General features: G+C 46.6%; 20 protein-coding genes. 11 read left to right on the forward strand and 9 right to left on the reverse strand.

The features are described from left to right. The first annotated feature begins 26 nt into the window (after window positions 1-26). From KN811_RS08970 to KN811_RS08985, 4 genes are all read left to right on the forward strand, one after another. Window positions 27-695 (forward strand): phosphoribosylanthranilate isomerase, encoded by a 669-nt coding sequence (locus KN811_RS08970; protein WP_247716438.1) that lies wholly within the window; start codon window positions 27-29, stop codon window positions 693-695. Continuing rightward, window positions 680-1,909 carry a tryptophan synthase subunit beta gene (gene trpB, locus KN811_RS08975; RefSeq protein ID WP_247716439.1) on the forward strand — a complete coding sequence of 410 codons (1,230 nt, stop codon included), beginning with the start codon at window positions 680-682 and terminating at the stop codon, window positions 1,907-1,909. The genes KN811_RS08970 and trpB overlap by 16 nt, the downstream gene beginning before the upstream one ends. A gap of 135 nt (window positions 1,910-2,044) precedes the next feature. After that, complete coding sequence (trpA, locus tag KN811_RS08980; RefSeq protein WP_187965664.1) at window positions 2,045-2,812, forward strand: tryptophan synthase subunit alpha; 768 nt, start codon at window positions 2,045-2,047, stop codon at window positions 2,810-2,812. A gap of 248 nt (window positions 2,813-3,060) precedes the next feature. Continuing rightward, a complete protein-coding gene (locus KN811_RS08985; protein WP_187965665.1) occupies window positions 3,061-3,198 on the forward strand; it encodes a 30S ribosomal protein THX in 138 nt (45 codons plus the stop codon). 61 nt (window positions 3,199-3,259) lie between these two features. Here the strand turns inward: KN811_RS08985 and proS are convergent, their stop codons facing one another. Next, the gene (gene proS, locus KN811_RS08990) at window positions 3,260-4,735 is read right to left on the reverse strand and encodes a proline--tRNA ligase (RefSeq protein ID WP_187965666.1); all 1,476 of its coding nucleotides are present in this window, start codon (window positions 4,733-4,735) and stop codon (window positions 3,260-3,262) included. 97 nt (window positions 4,736-4,832) lie between these two features. Between proS and KN811_RS08995 the strand changes: the two genes are divergently transcribed. The 5 genes from KN811_RS08995 (at window position 4,833) to yidD (ending at window position 10,356) form a co-directional block, all read left to right on the forward strand. Further along, the gene (locus KN811_RS08995) at window positions 4,833-5,903 is read left to right on the forward strand and encodes a hypothetical protein (protein ID WP_187965667.1); all 1,071 of its coding nucleotides are present in this window, start codon (window positions 4,833-4,835) and stop codon (window positions 5,901-5,903) included. Between the two features lie 116 nt (window positions 5,904-6,019). Beyond that, window positions 6,020-7,537: an OmpP1/FadL family transporter gene (locus tag KN811_RS09000; protein ID WP_187965668.1), complete on the forward strand. Its 1,518-nt coding sequence runs from the start codon at window positions 6,020-6,022 to the stop codon at window positions 7,535-7,537. 335 nt (window positions 7,538-7,872) lie between these two features. Continuing rightward, window positions 7,873-8,553, forward strand: a complete 681-nt coding sequence (gene folE, locus KN811_RS09005) for a GTP cyclohydrolase I FolE (RefSeq protein WP_187965669.1) — start codon at window positions 7,873-7,875, stop codon at window positions 8,551-8,553. A gap of 31 nt (window positions 8,554-8,584) precedes the next feature. Next, on the forward strand, window positions 8,585-10,072 hold the full coding sequence (gene cysS, locus KN811_RS09010) for a cysteine--tRNA ligase (protein ID WP_187965670.1): 1,488 nt from the start codon (window positions 8,585-8,587) through the stop codon (window positions 10,070-10,072). A gap of 38 nt (window positions 10,073-10,110) precedes the next feature. Next, on the forward strand, window positions 10,111-10,356 hold the full coding sequence (gene yidD, locus KN811_RS09015) for a membrane protein insertion efficiency factor YidD (RefSeq protein WP_187965671.1): 246 nt from the start codon (window positions 10,111-10,113) through the stop codon (window positions 10,354-10,356). Between the two features lie 10 nt (window positions 10,357-10,366). Here yidD and KN811_RS09020 read toward each other — a convergent pair whose 3' ends face one another. Then, a complete protein-coding gene (locus KN811_RS09020) occupies window positions 10,367-10,852 on the reverse strand; it encodes a carboxymuconolactone decarboxylase family protein (RefSeq protein WP_187965672.1) in 486 nt (161 codons plus the stop codon). A 58-nt stretch (window positions 10,853-10,910) separates the two neighbouring features. After that, window positions 10,911-11,759 carry a sigma-70 family RNA polymerase sigma factor gene (locus KN811_RS09025; protein ID WP_187965673.1) on the reverse strand — a complete coding sequence of 283 codons (849 nt, stop codon included), beginning with the start codon at window positions 11,757-11,759 and terminating at the stop codon, window positions 10,911-10,913. 249 nt (window positions 11,760-12,008) lie between these two features. Here KN811_RS09025 and lgt point away from each other — a divergent pair, with 249 nt between their 5' ends. After that, window positions 12,009-12,842, forward strand: coding sequence for a prolipoprotein diacylglyceryl transferase (gene lgt, locus KN811_RS09030; protein ID WP_187965674.1), 834 nt, complete (start codon window positions 12,009-12,011; stop codon window positions 12,840-12,842). Between the two features lie 33 nt (window positions 12,843-12,875). Further along, the gene (locus KN811_RS09035) at window positions 12,876-13,367 is read left to right on the forward strand and encodes a DUF192 domain-containing protein (protein WP_187965675.1); all 492 of its coding nucleotides are present in this window, start codon (window positions 12,876-12,878) and stop codon (window positions 13,365-13,367) included. A gap of 75 nt (window positions 13,368-13,442) precedes the next feature. On the opposite strand, the gene KN811_RS09040 is transcribed toward KN811_RS09035, so the two are convergent. The 6 genes from KN811_RS09040 to KN811_RS09065 form a co-directional block, all read right to left on the reverse strand. Next, a complete protein-coding gene (locus tag KN811_RS09040) occupies window positions 13,443-14,153 on the reverse strand; it encodes a YjjG family noncanonical pyrimidine nucleotidase (RefSeq protein ID WP_187965676.1) in 711 nt (236 codons plus the stop codon). A 46-nt stretch (window positions 14,154-14,199) separates the two neighbouring features. After that, on the reverse strand, window positions 14,200-15,516 hold the full coding sequence (locus KN811_RS09045; RefSeq protein ID WP_187965677.1) for a polysaccharide deacetylase family protein: 1,317 nt from the start codon (window positions 15,514-15,516) through the stop codon (window positions 14,200-14,202). Between the two features lie 115 nt (window positions 15,517-15,631). Continuing rightward, window positions 15,632-16,327 carry a RadC family protein gene (gene radC / locus KN811_RS09050; RefSeq protein WP_187965678.1) on the reverse strand — a complete coding sequence of 232 codons (696 nt, stop codon included), beginning with the start codon at window positions 16,325-16,327 and terminating at the stop codon, window positions 15,632-15,634. 79 nt (window positions 16,328-16,406) lie between these two features. Further along, window positions 16,407-17,315, reverse strand: a complete 909-nt coding sequence (locus tag KN811_RS09055) for a Mur ligase domain-containing protein (protein ID WP_187965679.1) — start codon at window positions 17,313-17,315, stop codon at window positions 16,407-16,409. 216 nt (window positions 17,316-17,531) lie between these two features. Continuing rightward, the gene (locus KN811_RS09060; protein ID WP_187965680.1) at window positions 17,532-19,112 is read right to left on the reverse strand and encodes a glycoside hydrolase family 10-like protein; all 1,581 of its coding nucleotides are present in this window, start codon (window positions 19,110-19,112) and stop codon (window positions 17,532-17,534) included. 45 nt (window positions 19,113-19,157) lie between these two features. Then, a complete protein-coding gene (locus KN811_RS09065) occupies window positions 19,158-20,894 on the reverse strand; it encodes a RagB/SusD family nutrient uptake outer membrane protein (RefSeq protein ID WP_187965681.1) in 1,737 nt (578 codons plus the stop codon). Window positions 20,895-20,898 lie beyond the last annotated feature (4 nt).

The raw sequence follows: 20,898 nt of genomic DNA on the forward strand, positions 1-20,898 counted from the left end.
CGGATAATCATCTCAATAGAAGCAGTATGAAACCTAAGCTGAAAGTCTGCGGTATGAAATACCCCGACAACATGCTTGCGGTTGCAGCCCTGCAGCCCGATTATATGGGATTTATCTTCTACGACAGGTCCCCGAGATACTTTGAAGGGGAAATGCCCAAATTACCCGGGATCAAAAAGACCGGCGTATTTGTAAAAGCCCCGGTCAATGACATCCTCGTCAAAGTCAGGCAACATCATTTGCAGGCCGTACAACTGCACGGAGGCGAGTCAGCGGAATTTTGCAGGGAACTCGCCCTTGCATTGTCCGGGGATACATTCCAGAGTAAAGTAGAGCTCATCAAGGTATTTTCTATGTTGGACACCTTTGATTTTGAGCAGCTAAAACCCTTTGAAGATACGGCAGACTATTTCCTTTTCGACACTAAAGGAAAACTGCCCGGCGGCAACGGTTACACTTTCGACTGGCGAGTATTGAAGAACTATCCTTCAAAAAAACCGTTCTTCCTCAGTGGCGGGATCGGCCCGGAAGAAGCAGACAAAGTCCTGGCATTCCTAGAAAACCAGCCAGACAACAGGGGAACGGATTATTGTTATGCCATCGATGTAAACAGCAGGTTTGAGATCGAACCAGGTCTGAAAAACACAGAAAAATTAAAAGAATTTAAATCAAAAATATCATGTCAACACCAGTAAAAATGGCTCCCATCGGGGCCATACCGGGGTCGGGGCCTTATCACGTTAGCGAAAAAGGCTATTACGGCGAATTTGGCGGGGCCTTTATCCCCGAAATGCTGTATCCCAACGTAGAGGAGCTGCGCCAAAAATACCTGGAAGTGATGAGCGATCCCTCGTTTAAAGAAGAATTTAACCAGCTGCTGAAAGATTATGTAGGCCGTCCGTCTCCGCTTTATTTTGCGAAACGGATGTCGGAAAAATACGGCCCCAGGATATACCTGAAACGCGAAGACCTCAACCACACCGGGGCACACAAGATCAACAATACCATAGGGCAGATACTCATGGCAAAACGCCTGGGCAAGACACGTATCATCGCAGAAACCGGTGCAGGTCAGCACGGGGTAGCCACCGCAACCGTTTGTGCCCTTATGGGAATGCAATGCATAGTGTATATGGGTGAGATAGATATAGCCCGCCAGGCACCCAATGTGGCCAGGATGAAAATGCTCGGTGCCGAAGTACGCCCGGCACTTTCCGGAAGCCGCACCCTGAAAGATGCCACCAACGAGGCCATTCGAGACTGGATCAACAATCCTGTGGATACCCACTATATCATAGGATCGGCCATAGGGCCACATCCCTATCCGGATATGGTGACCCGTTTTCAGAGCGTCATTTCCGAAGAGATCAAATACCAGCTGAAAGAAAAAGAAGGAAGGGAAAACCCCGATTATGTTGTGGCTTGTATAGGCGGAGGCAGCAATGCTGCGGGAACATTTTATCATTTTCTTCACAATGAAGATGTAGGCATCATTGCCGTAGAAGCCGCCGGGAAAGGGATCGATTCCGGGGAAAGCGCCGCTACTTCCGTATTGGGGCACAAAGGGATTATTCACGGCTGCAAGACCCTGCTCATGCAGACGGACGACGGACAGATCACCGAACCCTATTCCATTTCCGCCGGACTGGATTATCCCGGTGTAGGCCCCATGCATGCCTATCTACACACCTCCGGGAGAGCGGAATTCAAGGCCATCACCGACGACGAAGCCATGAAAGCCGGACTGGAACTGTGCAAGCTGGAAGGCATTATCCCCGCCATAGAAACCAGCCATGCCCTGGCCATTTTCGAAAACAACACTTTCAAACCGGATGATATCATTGTGGTAGCATTATCCGGAAGAGGCGACAAGGACCTGAACACATATATCGATCATTTCGGGCTTTAGCCCCGCAGTACGGACAGGCCCATGGGCCTGTCCCATACACCCCGCCCCATAATTATTTTCAATAGATGACCTATGAGCAAAAACTCAAAATACGATCTAAAAAAACCGGAATAACGATAAATCACACAAAATAACATGACAACAAACAGGATACATCAAAAATTACAGGAAGACAAAAAGATCCTGTCCATATATTTCACCGCCGGCTATCCCGATCTTGAAGACACTGTTCCAATCCTTGAGAAACTACAGGAAAGCGGAGTGGACATGGTAGAAATAGGCCTCCCTTTCAGCGACCCCCTGGCAGACGGCCCTACCATCCAGGAAAGCTCTACCAGGGCACTGAAAAACGGGATGACCACCACCAAACTTTTCGACCAGCTGAAAAATGTCCGGGATAAGATACACATTCCCCTTATCCTTATGGGATATTTCAACCCCATGATGCAATATGGCGTGGAGCGGTTTTGTGTCCAATGTGCGGAAACAGGTATAGACGGGCTTATTATCCCCGACCTTCCCGTAGATGTTTACGAAGAGGAATACAAAGATATGTTTGAAAGATACAGCCTGTTCAATATTTTCCTCATCACCCCGCAAACCCCGGACGAACGCATCCGTTTCATCGATTCGGTTTCTGACGGATTTATCTATATGGTAAGTTCGGCCAGCGTTACCGGGGCAAAAAACACTTTCGGTGATGTTCAAAAACAGTATTTTGAACGCATCCATGCGCTCCATCTGAAAAACCCGCAGGTTGTAGGTTTCGGGATCAGCAATGCCGAAACTTACAAAGCAGCAACAAAACTGGCCAGGGGAGCCATTATAGGTTCCGCTTTTATCAAAACGATTTCTGAAAAGGGCATTGAAGGTATTCCCGAATTTATAAAGGGCATTCGCTGATACCCAAGGTCGAAAGATTGACAGGAGATTGATACCGGCTACGCCGGAAGATTGAAGAAGATTCAAGACACCCTCAAAATCAATCTCTTTCAATCTCCTATCAATCTTTTTTCAATCTCTTACAATATCACTCCAATAATCCACAGTTCAAAACTATATTCCTGATAAATTTTATCTCGCACCAGGCCCTCCCACAATAATTTATTAACTTGTAGCGAAGTTTATGTTTAACCAAATGATTTAAAAACATGGGAAAAGGAGACAAAAAGACAAAAAGGGGAAAAATAATCATGGGGTCATACGGAAAACTACGCCCCAAACGCAGAAAATTCAGGGTTCGTCCTAAACATGTAAAAGGTGAAACCGCAAATACTGCAGATAAGTAACCCTATATAAGGACATCAGGACAGAGACGCACGGCCGTGCGTCTCTACAATCCGATGTATGTCAATACGCCTTAGCGAACAGAACCCTTTGCATCGAAGGTTTGCCGCTGTAAACACATTTTCCTTCTTCTTCTTTTGCATCCAGCGGAATGCATCGTATGGTAGCCTTGGTAAGTTCCTTGATGGTTTCTTCGGTTTCCGGGGTCCCGTCCCAGTGGGCGGAAACAAATCCTCCTTTGTTTTCCAGTACTTCCTTAAATTCGTCGAAAGAATCTACCGTTGTGATATGTGCTTCCCGGTAATCAAATGCTTTCTTGTAAATATGCTGCTGCATATCTTCCAGAAGATATTCTATCCTGGACACTACTTCATCCCCTTTTATCGTTTCTTTTTCCAGGGTATCCCTTCGTGCTACTTCATATGTACCGTTTTCCATATCGCGCCGGCCTATGGCCAGCCTCACGGGCACTCCTTTTAATTCGTATTCATTAAATTTCCAGCCCGGTTTATGGGTATCCCGGTTATCGAATTTTACAGAAATTCCCTTGCTACGCAACTCTTTTACCAGAGGATCTACCCTTTCCGAAATGGCGTTGAGCTCTTCTTCTCCCTTGTATATGGGGACAATAACCACCTGTATGGGGGCCAGTTTCGGAGGCAGTATCAGGCCATTGTCATCGCTGTGCGTCATGACAAGAGCTCCCATCAAACGGGTAGATACTCCCCAGGAAGTGGCCCATACGAGGTCTTGTTTTCCCTCCTTATTGGCAAACTTCACATCAAAGGCCTTCGCAAAGTTCTGCCCCAGGAAATGGGATGTTCCGGCCTGTAATGCCTTCCCGTCCTGCATCAGCGCCTCAATACAATAGGTTTCTTCGGCCCCGGCAAACCGCTCACTTTCTGACTTGGTACCCTTGATCACGGGCACCCCCATAAAGTTCTCGGCAAAATCGGCATACACCTCCATCATCTGTACTGCTTCGGCCACGGCTTCTTCCCGGGTAGCATGTGCCGTATGTCCTTCCTGCCACAAAAATTCGGCCGTCCTTAAAAACAATCGCGTACGCATTTCCCATCGCACCACATTGGCCCATTGATTGACCAGGATAGGCAGGTCGCGATAGGACTGTATCCACTTTCGATAGGTATCCCATATAATGGTCTCCGAAGTAGGGCGAACAATGAGCTCTTCTTCCAGTTTCGCTTCCGGATCCACAACTACCCCGCTACCATCTTCTGCATTTTTAAGGCGATAATGTGTAACAACTGCACACTCCTTGGCAAAACCTTCGACATGATCCGCTTCCCGGCTCAAATAGGACTTGGGGATAAAAAGCGGAAAATAGGCATTCTGATGTCCTGTTTCCTTGAACATCCGGTCGAGCTCCGCCTGCATTTTTTCCCAGATGGCATATCCATAAGGCTTGATCACCATACAACCTCTAACCCCCGAATTTTCAGCCAAATCGGCTTTTATAACCAGTTCATTATACCATTTCGAATAGTCTTCACTGCGTTTCGTTAAGTTCTTACCCATTATCTGTAGTTTGGCACAAATATTGCACTTTTGTTAAAGTAGAAAATAGTTTGGCAAAACTAACTATTTTTGTTATGTTCAACAATAAAATTTTGCAATGATGAGCACTATTAACCATATTAAAAAGTTCCGCAGAATACTGTACGGTTCAGTAGCAGGGATTTTCCTTGTTTCCTGTGGTTCTTATCAACAGGCTTCTTATTACGACGACGACGGCATTTACGGTAATGTCGCTAGCGATACTCCACAAAACACCAGGGAAAAACAGGCTTCTTCCTCTTCGAATTACGAAACTTATTTTGCACAGAAATCACAGGAGTTCGACCAGATGACCAGCAACGATTATATCTTTACGGACATTGACTCATACTCCAGCAGTGAAGTTAACGATTCCACAGATATCGTGGCAGATAATTATAATTACAACTATCAGGAAGGATATCCCGGATGGGGAGACAACCCACAGTCTACTTCCGTAAACATCTATAACAATTCCTGGGGATGGGGTGGCTGGTACAACCCTTACTGGAACTGGGGATATAGCGGATACAATCCCTACTGGGGATGGGGCTGGAACAACTGGTACTACGGTGGCGGGTACGGTCCCGGATGGGGCTGGAGCTACTGGGGTGGCTATCCCTACTGGGGATGGGGAGGTGGTTATTACCATCATTATTACTCCCGTCCGTACTATTATTATCACCCCAGAAGAACATATGCTTATTCCAATACCAGAAGGTCTTACAGAAACCGGACTGGCATAACCAGAAATTCCTCCTCTGCATACAGGAACAGTTCCAACAGGAGAGCATACCGCAACAGCTCTGATGTACGGGCAAACAGAAGTAGTACTAACAGAAGAACATACCGCAACAGCTCTGATGTGAGGGCAAACAGAAATAGTACTAACAGAAGAACCTATCGGAACAGTTCTAACGTAAACGCCGGAAGAAGCGGCACCAATAGCAGGACGTATCGAAGCAGCAGGCCCGTATATAACAGAGGAAATTCTTCAGGGACAAGGGTAAACCGTTCTTCTGCACCTGCACGCAGATCTTATAGCACGCCCACGCGTTCAAGCAGGCCCAGCAGTATTCGCAGTTCTTCTCCTTCGAGGTCTTCCGGAGGCGCAAGGCGTTCTTCTTCAGGAGGCCGGGGAAGAGGTTAAGAACAATAAATCCTGATTCATCATTGCAAAAAAGGTGAAAAATAATCGTGATACGTCAAAACTATCATGATTATTTTTTGCCGAAAAAATATGTTTTTCTCAAAAAACAAACTCTTATGAAAAAAATACTGGCAATATTTGTCGTTTTCGGGGCCATCATGCAGAGTGAGGCACAGACAATAAACGACGTCGTACGATATGGCACAGAAGACCTTCAGGGTACAGCGCGCTACCGGTCCATGAGCGGGGCCTTCGGTGCCCTTGGAGGCGACCTTTCTGCCCTGAACAACAATCCGGCAGGGTCTGCCGTCTTTAACAACGGTAGTTTTACCTTTTCCGGAACCAGTTATAACACCAAAAACAAAACAAATTATTTTGGCGGGAACACCTCCACCGACGTCTCCAACTTTGACCTGAATCAACTGGGGGGCGTCCTGGTCTTTAACAACACCGGTTCCCGTTCCGGGTGGAATAAATTTTCACTCGCATTTAACTTTGAAAAGGCAAACAATTTCGAAAACGAATTTGTGGCTGCCGGGAACAGTGACCGGTCCATAGACGAGTATTTTCTCTACTATGCACAGGGGATCCCCAAGGGAGACCTGCTTGTATTTGAAGGAGAAAACATAGAGGATGCCTACCTCGATATAGGTAGTGCATATGGATTTCAAACCCAACAGGCATTTCTGGGCTTTCAGGCCTATCTCATAGAACCAGTTGAAGATACGGACGACAATACTGAATATGTGCCTAATACGCGATATAACAATACAGTGAACCAGCAAATTTTCCAAAGTACTTCAGGGTATAACAACAAGTTTACCCTGAACATGGCCGGCCAGTTTCTCGACGACTTTTATGTGGGAGCGTCATTGAATTTTCACGATATCCAATACGAAAAATACACGGAACTCAAGGAAGATGGGTATAATTCCGAATCCGTTATTGGCCGGACCAAATTCGACAATCTTCAACTCACTTCCGGAACTGCATTTTCATTTTCCCTCGGGGGCATTGCCCGTGTAGGTGAAATGCTCCGGGTCGGGGCCACCTACCAGTCCCCTACCTGGTACAAACTCAACGACGAGCTCTCCCAGCGAATAAGTACGGACTACGCCCTGGATGTAACCCCGGATATCGAATTTATCAATTTTAGCCTGGTAAACATTTATCCGGACTATAAAATACAGATACCGGCCAAATATACCGGTAGCCTGGCCCTGATTTTCGGTCAGGAAGGGCTCCTGAGCTTTGATTACAGTTACCAGGACATGAGCAATGCAAAACTCAAACCCACATCCGATCCCGATTTTGCCGATGAGAACGATTATATCGGGAATACGCTCAAAGCCGTATCCACCTTCCGGTTGGGCGGAGAATACCGGATAGAAAGGTTTAGTCTAAGAGGCGGATACCGCTTCGAGGAAAGCCCGTACGACAGCGATATGATCGGCGACCTCAACGGTTATTCTCTCGGCCTGGGCTACGACTTCGGGATGGCCAGGATCGATGCAGCTTTCAGCCAGTACATGAGAGATTACCACTCTCAGTTCTACGACAGGGGCTTTACCAATACGGCAGCTATTGACAGCAAGAATACCAATGTAACACTGTCGCTCACATTAAACCTTTAAAAGTAGATTAAAGTTATAGGGGCATTGTCATTATCTATGCCCCGGAAAATCATTTATCCTGCATAAATACCTATCTTTGCTTTCCTGTTTGTACATCAAAAAGCATATATTTTTGCAAGACAACCTTTCTACCTGCCATACGAAAGCTGTCGAACTCAAAAATCCTTATATTTGCAACTTGGTAGCAAAACACAGACGAAATCAAAAAAGCACGATCACTTCGTCTGTTTCAGGGAAATAGTTATTTTTAATTAAACATATGTAAGGACAGATGACCGGTAACGGAGGACAGAATGATGCATCGGTCACCGGCCATCCACCCAAAAAATAAACAGATGAAAATAGATAACGCTTTGGAAGAACAATTTGAAGAAATTGGTGACAACCATGTTTCATCATCTGCAGACACCCCCTTGCGGGAAGATGCTTTCGACCTGTCCGACAGCGAAAAAATAGAACGCATAGAGCAGGACGTATACAACATTATGGAAACCCTGGGCCTCGACCTCACCGACGACAGTCTGCGGGGCACCCCGAGACGAGTGGCCAAGATGTTCGTAAAAGAGATCTTTGCCGGCCTGCATCCCGAGAGAAAACCCAAGGCTTCCACCTTTCAGAACAAGTATAAATATGGCGAAATGCTCGTAGAGAAGAATATCACCGTATATTCCACCTGCGAACACCACCTGTTACCTATTGTGGGAAGGGCTCACGTAGCGTATATCTCCAAAGGAAATGTCATCGGCCTTTCCAAAATGAACCGCATCGTGGACTATTATGCCAAGCGCCCCCAGGTACAGGAAAGGATGACCATGCAGATCGTACAGGAACTGCAAAAGGCCCTGGGCACCAAAGATGTGGCCTGCGTTATCGATGCCAAACACCTTTGTGTCAATTCCAGGGGAATACGCGATATAGAGAGTAGCACGGTAACGGCAGAATTCGGAGGCAAGTTCAAGGATCCGTCCGTGAGGAGAGAATTTCTGGATTATATTAAATTAGAAACCGAATTTTAAATTTGTCACCTCAAAATTCAAGTCACCGAGAATGCAACGCTACCTAAACCAAAAGCTGAAGATCTACAACTCACTTACAGGAAACAAGGAAATATTCGAACCCATAAACCAAGGCCATGTAGGCATGTATGTTTGTGGCCCCACGGTTTACAACTATGTACATCTCGGGAATTGCAGGACCTTCATTTCCTTTGACCTGGTCTTCCGCTACCTGAAACACCTCGGTTACAAAGTAAGATATGTCCGTAACATTACCGATGCAGGCCACCTGGAAAACGATGCCGATGAAGGCGAAGACCGCATCGCTAAAAAAGCCAGGCTGGAGCAGATAGAACCCATGGAAGTGGTGCAGCGATATACGGTAGATTTCCACAATACGCTGAACCGTTTCAACAACCTCCCTCCCAGCATCGAGCCCACAGCTACCGGGCACATCATAGAACAGATAGACATTATCGAAGGAATTCTGGAAAAGGGCCTGGCCTACGAAGTCAATGGTTCGGTTTATTTTGATGTGATCAAATTCAACCAGACCACCAAATACGGCAAGCTCAGCGGCCGTAATATTGAAGACCTCATCCATAATACACGCGAACTCGACGGCCAGAGCGACAAGAAAAATCCGCAGGACTTCGCCCTCTGGAAAAAGGCGGAACCTCAGCACATCATGCGCTGGCCTTCTCCATGGAGCGACGGTTTCCCCGGATGGCACCTCGAGTGTACTGCCATGAGCACCAAATACCTCGGCGAAAAATTCGACATCCACGGTGGTGGTATGGACCTGAAATTCCCGCATCACGAATGCGAGATCGCCCAGGCAGAGGCTTCTAACGGCCATGCTCCGGTAAATTACTGGATGCACGCCAATATGCTTACCCTCAACGGTAAGAAAATGGCGAAATCTACCGGGAACAACATACTCCCCAACGAGATTTTTACAGGCGATAACGATATATTAAGCAAACCCTTTGCCCCTGCCGTCGTGCGCTTCTTTATCCTCCAGGCTCATTACAGGAGTGTCCTGGATTTTAGTAACGACGCCCTGCTTGCTTCCGAAAAAGGGTTCAACAGGTTGATGGAGGCCGTTCACCTGCTCGATGAACTACCTGTTTCTCCCGAGACTTCCGGTTTTGATGTAGAACAGTGGAAACAAAAATGTTACGACGCGATGAACGACGACTTTAACAGCCCTGTACTCATCGCCAACCTCTTCGACGCTGTGAAGTTTATCAATCAGGCCAGGGAAAGAAAAGCAAAGATCAGTGCCGAAGACCGGAAATGCATGAATGAAACCATTCGCGCCTTTGTCTTCGATGTGCTCGGCCTCATAGACGTAACCGCTTCACAGGAAGACAGCACAGACAAACTGTCCGGCACAGTGGAACTCCTTATAAAATTACGGGCCGAAGCCCGTGCAAACAAGGATTTTGCCACTTCAGACAAAATAAGGGATGAGCTGGCCGCCATGGGCATACAGCTCAAGGACGGGAAAGAAGGGACCACCTTCTCCATTTCCTGATCGCAATAACCCGTAACTTACGGAAACAGATCTACAAGATGAGCCTTTTACTAAAAATACTCGCCTACCCGTTTATCTTTTTAGTAAGGGTTTACCAGTATCTCATTTCACCCCTCACCCCGGCTACGTGCAGATACACGCCTACCTGCTCACAATACACCATTGAAGCACTGAAAAAACACGGGCTGATAAAGGGCGGGAAGTTAGCGGTTAAAAGAATATTCAGTTGTCATCCGTGGGGTGGTTCGGGCTATGACCCGGTACCGGACAGGGACGACAACTGAATACTGCACTTTAATTTTCTGCACCTGCTTTCTCTCCTACTTTATATCGGCCTACCTGATATTCTCCAGGTTTGGTGCGGATCACCTGCTGCAAACGGTTCCAGGAATTGATCTGGGCAATGGCCAGGGTCAGGACTGCAATCTCCTGTTTGTTGAAAAACTGCCTCATTTTGTCAAACAGGGCATCATCTACATGATGGTTCGGCAGATCGGTAAGGGCTTCGGCAAATTCCAGGGCCGCCCGCTCCAGTTCGGAATAATAGGGACACTCTTTCCAGGCTGCTATGGAATACAATCGCAGTGGTTCTTCTCCATAGTGAAGCGCTTCCTTATAGTGCATATCCAGGCAAAAAGCGCAATGATTCATTTGTGATATGCGGTATTTGAGCAATTTCAATAATCGCATATCCAATCCGCTGTTGCGCACATAGCTTTCCACTTGTGCCATGACGTTGTACATACCTTCGGGTAATTCCCCGTAACTGATTCTTTCCATGATATTTGTTTTTATGGTTTGTTATAAAGACAAATACTCCGGAAGAAACGTGACGCCATTATCTGTTTTTTTGAAGATTTTTCAGTTTGTCCGGATTGCGTACAAAATAGATCTGATCTATCTTCTCCCCTTTTACACTAAATAACAGGCAATTGGTCACCGTGCCGCCCGAATAATACAAAAGCGCAGGCTGGTGATTGATTTGGGACGGAACGATCTTCAGATCCGGGACCTTCTCGTAAAACTTCCTGTACACTCCTACAAGGAATTTTACAACATGGTCTATACCCAATATGCTTTTCATCGCGGCAGAAACCTTGCCGCCGCCATCGGAAGTGATCGCTATATCCTCGTGAAGGAGGGCTTCCAGTTGTTCCATTTCCCGGTTCTGCATGGCCACAAACAACTGTTCCAGTTTCGGGTTATCCGGAATGCTTGTTTGCGCTCCGCCCTTGTCCAGCCGTCCTTTGGACCTCCGGAAAAGCTGCCTGGAATTTTCTTCGGAAATATCGAGGGTATCTGCAATTTCCCGGTGCGAATAATGATAGGCCTCTTTCAGGATAAACACGGCACGCTCACGGGCGGTCAGCTTTTCCATCAGCACCATAAGCGAGTAAGAGAGGATCTCCCGGTGTTCAAGTGAAGTATCTGCCTTTTCCGTAGCCACAGGTTCAGGTAACCAGGCCCCCGGGTATTCCTTCAGGAACTTTTTCTGTCTGTTCTTAACATTTATAGCATGGTTCACTACCGATTTTATCAGGTATCCCCGACGGTTTTCCACATGGTTCACCGGGTTTTCCAGTAATTTTAGCCATACATCCTGAACCACATCCCTGGCATCTTCGTAAGAACCGAGGATATTATAAGCATAGGTCTCCAGTAAAGGCTTTAATGTTTCCGTATCCATTTTTTACTACTTCATAAATTAAAAAGAGACAAATCAAAAAGCATAAATGTGACATTGTATCTGTTAAAATAACACATTTTATTGTTCTGACAGAATTTAATTTTTACTTCTGTTCTTTTCGGCGATGTTTCCCTATATTTACACCACATAACTAAATTTGACTGATGACTCCGTGACTTACGGACATATGATTTATGTGACAATCTTATGTCTTACGTCTTACAGTCCTACGTCCAACAAATAAAAAGCATGCATTTTTTAAGTATAAACTGGGATCCGAGCGAAGGTATTGACCTCGGTTTTTTTATGATACGTTATTACAGCCTGATGTTTGTAGTAGCCTTTGCCCTCGGCTGGTTCCTCATGAAAAAGATATACCTGCGCGAAGGGCTGACCGTAAAAGAACTGGATTCCCTTTTCATCTATACCGTACTGGCCACGCTTATTGGTGCCCGCCTCGGACATTTTTTGTTCTATGAACCCGAAATGTTCATCAAGGATCCGCTGTATATATTCCTCCCGGTGGAATTTAGCCCTAAATTCCGCATCGTCGGTTTCAGAGGATTGGCTAGTCATGGAGCGGCAATAGGCATTATTATCGCCATGTATTACTATTGTAAAAAAGTCATACACAAACCCCTTTTGTGGATACTGGACCGTGTTGTGATTCCGGTCTCTATCGGCGGAGTGTTTGTCCGCTTCGGAAACTTTATGAATTCCGAGATCATCGGACGGCCCACAAACAGCGATTTCGGAGTGGTTTTTCAACAACTGGGCGAAACATTTCCAAGGCACCCGTCACAACTGTACGAAGCGGCCGGGTATGTCCTCGTTTTCCTGATACTGTGGTACATTTACTGGAAAACCGACAAAAGGGAAAAACAGGGCTATATCTTCGGGCTTTTCCTCATTCTACTCTGGGCCGTAAGGTTTATCGTGGAGTTTTTCAAGGAAAACCAGGTAGCTTTCGAAGACAAAATTGCCCTGAACATGGGCCAATGGCTTAGCATTCCGTTTATTTTGATCGGCTTCTATCTCATATACCGAAGCACTAAAATCACAAAACCGGAACAAAAATCATGATCCCGATTTACAATTTTAAAATAACTCAACAGCATGATGTATAAAATACCGGTCTCCCTGTTCCTGCTTCTCAGCCTTACCCTTTTTGTTTCGTGCAAAAGCGACAAAAAACACAATACAGTGAAAACAGAGGAAATACATTTTACCAAAGACGGGGAACTGAAATTGTTCAGCTCAGACAGTACGCTCATTAAAAAACTCGACATTGAAATCGCCGATGACGAATACAAAAGACAAACCGGACTGATGTACCGTAGTTCCATGAAGGAAAACCAGGGGATGCTCTTTATTGCAGAAACGGAAAGGCCTCAGAATTTTTACATGAAAAATACACTTATCCCATTGGATATTATCTATATCAATTCCGACAAAAAAATAGTGAGCATAAAACCCAACGCAGAGCCGATGAGTGAAGCTACTATTCCCTCAGACCTTCCTGCCAAATACACGCTGGAGGTCAATGCCGGGCTTGCCGAACAATGGGGCCTCAAAACCGGCGATTACATGAGTTTCGACAGGCAATAGCAACATCTTTTACGCAGGATAACAGAATACATACCGGGAGTATCATCTACAACTACCGTATATACGAAAACCGTTTCATAGATATTCTTTAATTTCCAGGAGATCACTAATAGTAACGATACCTTCATATTTTTCCTGGTCCCGGGTGTTGTAATGAATGGCGTGCATCCCCGCATTTATAGCACCCAGGACGTCTGCTTCGAGATCATCACCTATCATCACCGCATTTCCGGCCTGTATCCCGGCTTTTTGAAGTGCGTATTCGAAAATAGCGGGATGCGGCTTTTTCACTCCCGCCATTTCGGAATTTACCACATGAACAAAATAAGAACCTATCCCGGCATTGGCCAGTTTTTTATCCTGTACTTCTTCAAAACCATTGGTGATAATGTGCAACCTGTATCCGGATTCCAGATAAGACAATATATCTTTCGCGTTGGCTAACAAATGATTATTTTCGGGCAGATAGTGGATATAATCTTCAGACAGTTTGTCCAGGAACCTGTCTTCTACCGGATACTCAAGGACGGAGAATGTACTTTGCAGCCTTCGGTGGCGCAATTCGTGCTGGTTTATTTTCCCTTCGCGATACTCCTTCCAGCAACGGTGGTTCACAGGCACATAGACCTTCAGGAAATCTTCCAGGGTAATCCCCATACTGTGCTCTTCCAGGATACGGCTGAAAGCAAGGGCCGAGTTTTTTTCAAAGTCCCACAGTGTATGGTCCAGGTCAAAAAAGACATCTGTTATTTCATTGTTATTTTTCCAGTGGCCGTTTTTTTGCATTACAATATGTTTGATTTTGCAAGTCTTCTGTTTTGCCGAAATGTTTTCAAACCTTGTTAGCTCCCCCAATCGTTGCAAGATTTTTTATCCACGACAAGTATATTTCCTTTAGGTTTAATTTCATTTCTTCTGTCCATCTTTCATTGGAAAATACCGTGATAAAATCGCCCCCCACTCCCTGTACGAAGCCGTAGAGTTCCTGTATTTTTTCCCGGGCTTCCTTTGCGTTATCAAACTTTAAAAGTGCGGAATCCTGTATACAGAACGAATTTACCTTTAGTGGAAGTTGAATCTCATAACTGATGTCATAGAAATGGAAAGGCGTACAGGTCCCTGCCCGGAATCCCATAAAATCGGAATATCCCATGGTATAATCTTCATTAAATTCGGCTTCTACGGCAGTCTTGTAGACCTCAGGGATCAACAGGCGGTTATATCGTGCCCTGGCCCTTTTTACAGGCCTGTTAATAATATTGATGAGGCGCCTTCGCTCCTTTTTCAGTTGTACGAGGTCGTTCACAGCATAATAAGACATCATAAGAGAAACGATGTGGTAATCGGCAACCGACTTGATCAGCGTCCGGAAAGAAGTCTTTCTATGAGGTATATTCTTGTCGAATGCAGAATAATCGCCCAGCAAAAAAAAGAAGACCGCATCAGTGTCATATGCTTTATGGGCTTCAATCAGCTCGTCGAAATGATCGTAAGGGTCTTTTTTAATTCCCAACAATACCATATACCTTTCGAAAACCTTGTGAAACCGAAGGCCTGTCAGGTCCAGGACCGTTCCGGCCAGGGTGCGGATAATTCCCTTTTTCCGGTAAGCGTAGGCCGCCGCAATATCGATAACTGAGACATAGTTTGTTTTTCGTTTGCCAAAATTCTCTTCCGGAAACCTCTTCCCCAGGGCCACGGCGAGCTTTCTCACCCAGAAGTCCACTACCGGGACCTCCAGAAAACCGTGTTCCCATGCCAGGCTTTCCTTTGCCGGGTATCTCCCATATTCGTCCTTGACATGGGGCAAATACTCTTCATACCGGCTCAAAAGGTAAAAACTCGCGGCAAAAATATCGAAAGGTATGCTACCCTTGTCGCCTATTGAAAAAAAACAGGGAATATCGTCCCACAGTTGCACGCTGATCTCTATATTGGTGATCCCCTGCTCAAACAAAAGGTCATGGCTCCTCACAAAAAACTCATTTTGCAGGGGGTTTTTGGTATAGGTGATCTTTGGGCCGGAATGCGCAATGAAATTTTCGACCTTTTCAGTGATCTGCACTTCGGTCTTAAGCATATTCGCAAAAATATGCTTCATAATATAATTGATCCGCGGGGTAATTTTATGTGTATAGACTAATAGCATTAAAAGGTTTTAAGTTTCAAGTTTAGGTCCCTGAGCGGAGCCGAAGGGCAAGTTTCAAGTTCAGGTCCCTGAGCCCTTCGATTAAACTCGGGATAAACTAAAGCCGGGGGAAGGATCACAATATCCCGTGGTCTGCAAAACTGAAATAGGTTTCCTGTGTAATGATCAGATGGTCGAGCACCCCGATATCCAGAGATTCGGAAGCGACCTTTAATTTCCTGGTCAGTTGCCTGTCTGCTTCACTTGGCGACAGGGCCCCGGAGGGATGATTATGTACCAGGACAATGGCCGTGGCTCCGACTTCAAGCGCACATTTCATGGCGAGGCGTATGTCTACCAGGGTACCTGTTATTCCTCCCTTACTGAGCTGTGCGTATTGTATGACTTTATGGGAATTATTGAGATAAATGATCCAGAATTCTTCATGGGGCAGTTCTCCGATCACGGGCTGCATAAGCTCGAATACCGACCTGCTGTTGGCAACTTTAATACGTTCCAGGGCTTCTTCTACTCTCCGCCTTCTTCCCAACTCAAGAGCTGCAACGATCGTTACCGCCTTGGCTTCCCCCATTCCTTTGAATCCCGTAAGTTGTTTCAGGGAAAACTTCCCCAGTTCATTGAGATTGTTATGGGCTGCAGATAATATACGTTTAGACAGGCTTACAGCACTTTCTTCCTTACTGCCACTGCCGATAAGAATGGCGATCAGCTCGGCGTCGGTCAGTATCTCTTTACCTTTTTGCGAAAGTTTTTCTCTTGGCCTGTCATCTTCTTTCCAATCTTTAATGGAAAGGGAAACCGTTTTTTCCATACGATCGTATTTTGCATAAAGATAAAGTTTTTGACAGGATCTTTGCAAATTTACACTCCCTCTTATTTTTCTTCCGCTCTTACCCGGCAAACACGGCCAACGCCTCGTAAAAATCATCTTCGTCTATCCCCATATGCTGGCATATCCATTTGGCACCGGCCAGGTGGAACAGCATCTGTTTGTCGGAAATGTTCAACGGCATGGCTCCCTCAGGTGTTTCCAGAAGTATTTCTCCATTCGATTCTTCGTATTCGGGCAGGCGGTAAGGATGTTTCCGTATAGGATTTTCCGAGGCTTCCACGATCGCTTTTACCTCCCCGTCCTCTTCATTATACACGGCGATCCCTCCTTTGACAATAGAATCTACAAATACACGGTATTTTGCTAAACGCTCTTCTTCCGAAGGATCTTCAGTGGTATCGGTGGCAATTCCGCTCAACAGGGCTATATTGGGCAGGTAATTGTGGAATTTCGGGGAAGGTTCTGCTCCAGAAGACGGTGATTCATCTCCGGTGATCAGTATAAACTCATTGTCATTGGTAAGACAGACCCTGTTTTTCAGGTCTTCAGGCCCGGACTCTATGACATAGTCCAACCCCTTGTCGTGATAGTCCATTACCTGCATTATCACAGACGCAATACTGGTCCTCCCATAATTTCCCGCGATAACCACCCGGGTCTTGTACCTGGAATACTCATAAAGGAATCCGGAACAGGAATACACTTTTATCCCTTTTTCTTTGGCACTGAGCAACTCCGGGTTTTCAGGGCCAGTACCTGCTCCCAGGATCACGCCGTCCAGATCGGAGGTAATTCGTTCCGGGAACCAGCCGTCAGGACCGGCTTCCCAGCCTTGTTCCTCCATTTCGGTTCTCCGTATTTCCGGGATGTGTTCATCGCTGCCACTGATCTCATACCCGTTGTGATGCAGGGCCTGCGCCAGAGAAAAGAGTTCCTTATTTCCAATTCCTATACCATGTAAACGCATAAACTTTTATTTATGCGGTAAAGATAAAAAAGGAGCCGTACAAAAACACTAAAAAAAGCCAAAACCCCGGGCTTCTGACCAACCCGAAACCTTTGCTTCTGCCGGATTTCTCCTTATGGCTTGGGGACTTCCGTCTGGACCCGCCCCTGAAAACCAAACAACATACTGAATATCATCAAACTACAACACACCCCCTCATTTCCCATATACCCATGGCTATTTGTTCTTACCTGCCGTCGGGGTTTTGTCATCCGCCGCCAGCATTGCAAAATCGCTTTCATTGCCATTGCGGCCTACGGCAGTGACAGCTATATGCCCGATACCTTTTCTCTTTCCCGTATCTTCAGCATTCACGAAACGATCCAGTTCAAACATTCTTTTCTTTCCGGGTAGTATTTTATAGTTCCATTCGGTATCTTCATATTGATAACGGACCACCCACCGGAACACTTCCTTCTCATCGGGATGGCTCCATTTTATTTTTATTTTTCCGTTGCCGGAAGACCAGTTTACCACAGGCACATCGGGTCGTTTTTTCTTCAGCCACGGACTCTCAGGCACCAGCGCCTCTTTTTTGTACGGTCCCTTCAACAGCCCATCGGCAAGCTCGGGATACTTCAGCAACGGGGCTATGCTCCAATGCACTACGCCCTTGCTTTCCGGTAACATCCCCCTGGTGATCATGATCTGGTTGATAATTTCATCTGTATTCTGTTCCCCTCCACCGAGGTCTGCCCGGATACCGGGCCAGAGATGCCTGTTCTTTTTGTTCTCTCCTTTCCACCAGTTCAAAAGGACGGGAAAACTTTGTCCTTCCTTGTTGATCTTCCAGTAAAGCTGGGGCGTAAAATAGTCTACCCAGCCTTTGTTGAGCCACAAACGGGCATCTGCATACAGTATATCGTACTGGTCAAAGCCAGACACAGATGCGGGATGGCCCGGCCTCCAGATCCCAAACGGGCTGATCCCGAACTTTACCAGGGGTTTTTCTGATTTTACGGTACTGTATACTTCTTTTACAAAGGTGTTGACACTGCCCCTGCGCCAGTCTGCCCTGGAAAGCCTGCCTCCTCTTTGGGTATAGTTTTTCCAGCTTTCTTCATCCGGAAAATCTTCGTCATTGTTATAAGATGGATAAGGATAAAAATAATCATCAAAATGAATTCCGTCAATATCATACCGGGTCACCAGGTCCTTTACAACGGCAAGGGCGTGTTCGCGGGTTTCTTTACGGGAAGGATCGAACCACCAATAGCCCTGTTTCAGTTTCACCACCAGTTCGGGCATGGTCTTTACTACAGAGGCCCTACCAATTTCTCCGCCATTGACGTGGTGTGCCCTGTATGGGTTGAGCCAGGCGTGCAGCTCCAGCCCCCTTTCATGTGCCGCTTTTATCCAGAACCGGAGGGGGTCGTAATAGGGTTCGGGAGCCTGGCCCTGTTTTCCGGTAAGGAAATAGGACCAGGGCTCGATCTTGCTGTCGTAAAGGGCATCGGCCTGCGGCCTGACCTGAAAGATCACCGCATTAAAATGATGAGCCTCCAGGAAATCCAGCAATTCCAAAGCCTCTTTCTGCTGTTCTTTTACAGGAAGGCCCGGCTTGCTCGGCCAGTTTATATTAGCCACTGTGGCTACCCACGCCGCCCTGAACTCTCTTTCAGCTACCGGCGGATGGAGCTTTATACTGGCCCTGGCCCATCCCTGCCCGTCTGTACCGCTCCGGTGGGTTTTGCACGACCAGGCCAGTAAAACAGACAACAAACAGAGCAGGGGCAATTTATGTGACTTTCTCTTCATAACCCATATGTTATACAGCCGCCTGCCGAATGGCAATCCCGTTCATCACCAGCCTGGGTTTTGCTCCAGTTCCGCCCCGTTATCCCTGTAAAGCGTGAGCTGGTCCAGCGGAATAGGTTCCAGATAGACGCGGGGATCTGTAAATTCTCTCAGCGATTCCGCAGCCGAGGCCGGAATAATATATCCTTCTTCTCCATCGGTCAGGACCAGGCTTCCCAGGTCACTATCCGGATAATCCGATTTTTTTATCCAGGCGCCCCGGTTGATACCGGTATGTTGCACCATATCGGTATATTCCAGTTTTTTCCACCGTTTGAGGTCTTCCAGCCGGAAGCCTTCCATCATCAGTTCTATTCTACGTTCCCTCCGCACTTCCCAGATCATGGCAGGCACCTCCGGATCTCTTTGAGGATCGTTGTAAACCATTCCGTTAACTGCGGGGTCCCCCCCGGCCATTTCCAGATGAGGGATTCCTATTCCAGGCCTGTCCCGCAATACATTTACGGATTTGTCCAGGTCGGCCTGTGTAAAAGCAGGTCCGCCCACGGAAGCCAGCTCTGCGGCAGCTTCGGCATAGTTCACCAGCACTTCGCCGTAACGTATGATCGGCGCATCGGTAGGATTGAGGTTCGAGCTTCCCATCGGCTCGTCCGCGATAGCTTCATTCAAAAATTTATGTGTGGCATACCCCGTAGTGGAATAGTTGGAAGCCACACCATTGATACGCAATTCGTATGGAACAAGGGTTTCGTACATCCTCGGATCCCTGTTAGCCATAACATTTTCGATACCCTGGTCGCCCTGGTACAGTGGTGATTCTTCTATGGGGAGCCCGTCATTCATCAGATAGGATTCCACAGCATCCCTGGATACTCCGGTCTGGGGTTCCTTGTTGTTATAACTGTTGAGTGTATGGGTGAGTATCCCGGGCTCATATTCGCGATAGAGTATCACTTCCGGATTTCCCGAAAGGCTCAGGGAATTGAACACTTCCCGGTAATTGCCAAGGGAGAATTTTCCCGAATTTATAAGCTGTTCTGCCGCCCATTTGGCAGCTTCGAGGTATTCGGCCGCTTTTGAAGTATTGTTTTCATGGTATTTCTGCCAGGTCCCTTCAAACAGGAACACGCGCGACATATAGGCCAGTATAACACTCTTGTTCACTTCCTGCCCGTCGTTCCCTACACTTTCCCGGACATTTTCTGCCGCAAACCGGAAATCTTCCAGCATCTTGTCCATGACAAAGGCACGGTCATCCCTTTTTTTGTACAGTTCTTCGGTCTCTTCTTCCGAAAGTTCCCGGTCGTAATACGGCACATCGCCATACGCTTTTACCAGTTCATAATATTCCAGTGCACGGAAAAACCGGCCAACCCCTGTCCAGTGGTTTATCGCTTCTTCTTCCATGGGTACCTCCGGCACCCTGCTTATAAGAATATTAGCTTTGCGTACCCAGGTAAAGGTCCACCCTCTCCGGTCTTCTCTTGAAGGATCAGGAGCTTCCGTCGGCACCTGCAATGTAAAAGGAGGCGGGTTAGAGGGCGAGAAATCATCGTTGAGGGATTGTCCGGAGAAATATTTTCCCCATGCAAAGCTCGAACCATAACCTACAAAATGACGTTCATAAAACCCAAAGACAAAGGTCCTGACACTTTCTTCACTCGTCCAGTAAGATTCATCGATGAGCTGGTCTTCCGGGGGGACGTCCAGGAAGTCCTTGTCACAACCGGAGGTAAAGATCAATACCAGCATTATAACGAGTATTTTATTCAAAGTTTTCATGTTT

This window comes from Sinomicrobium weinanense, from assembly GCF_018863395.1.
GTDB lineage: Bacteria > Bacteroidota > Bacteroidia > Flavobacteriales > Flavobacteriaceae > Sinomicrobium > Sinomicrobium weinanense.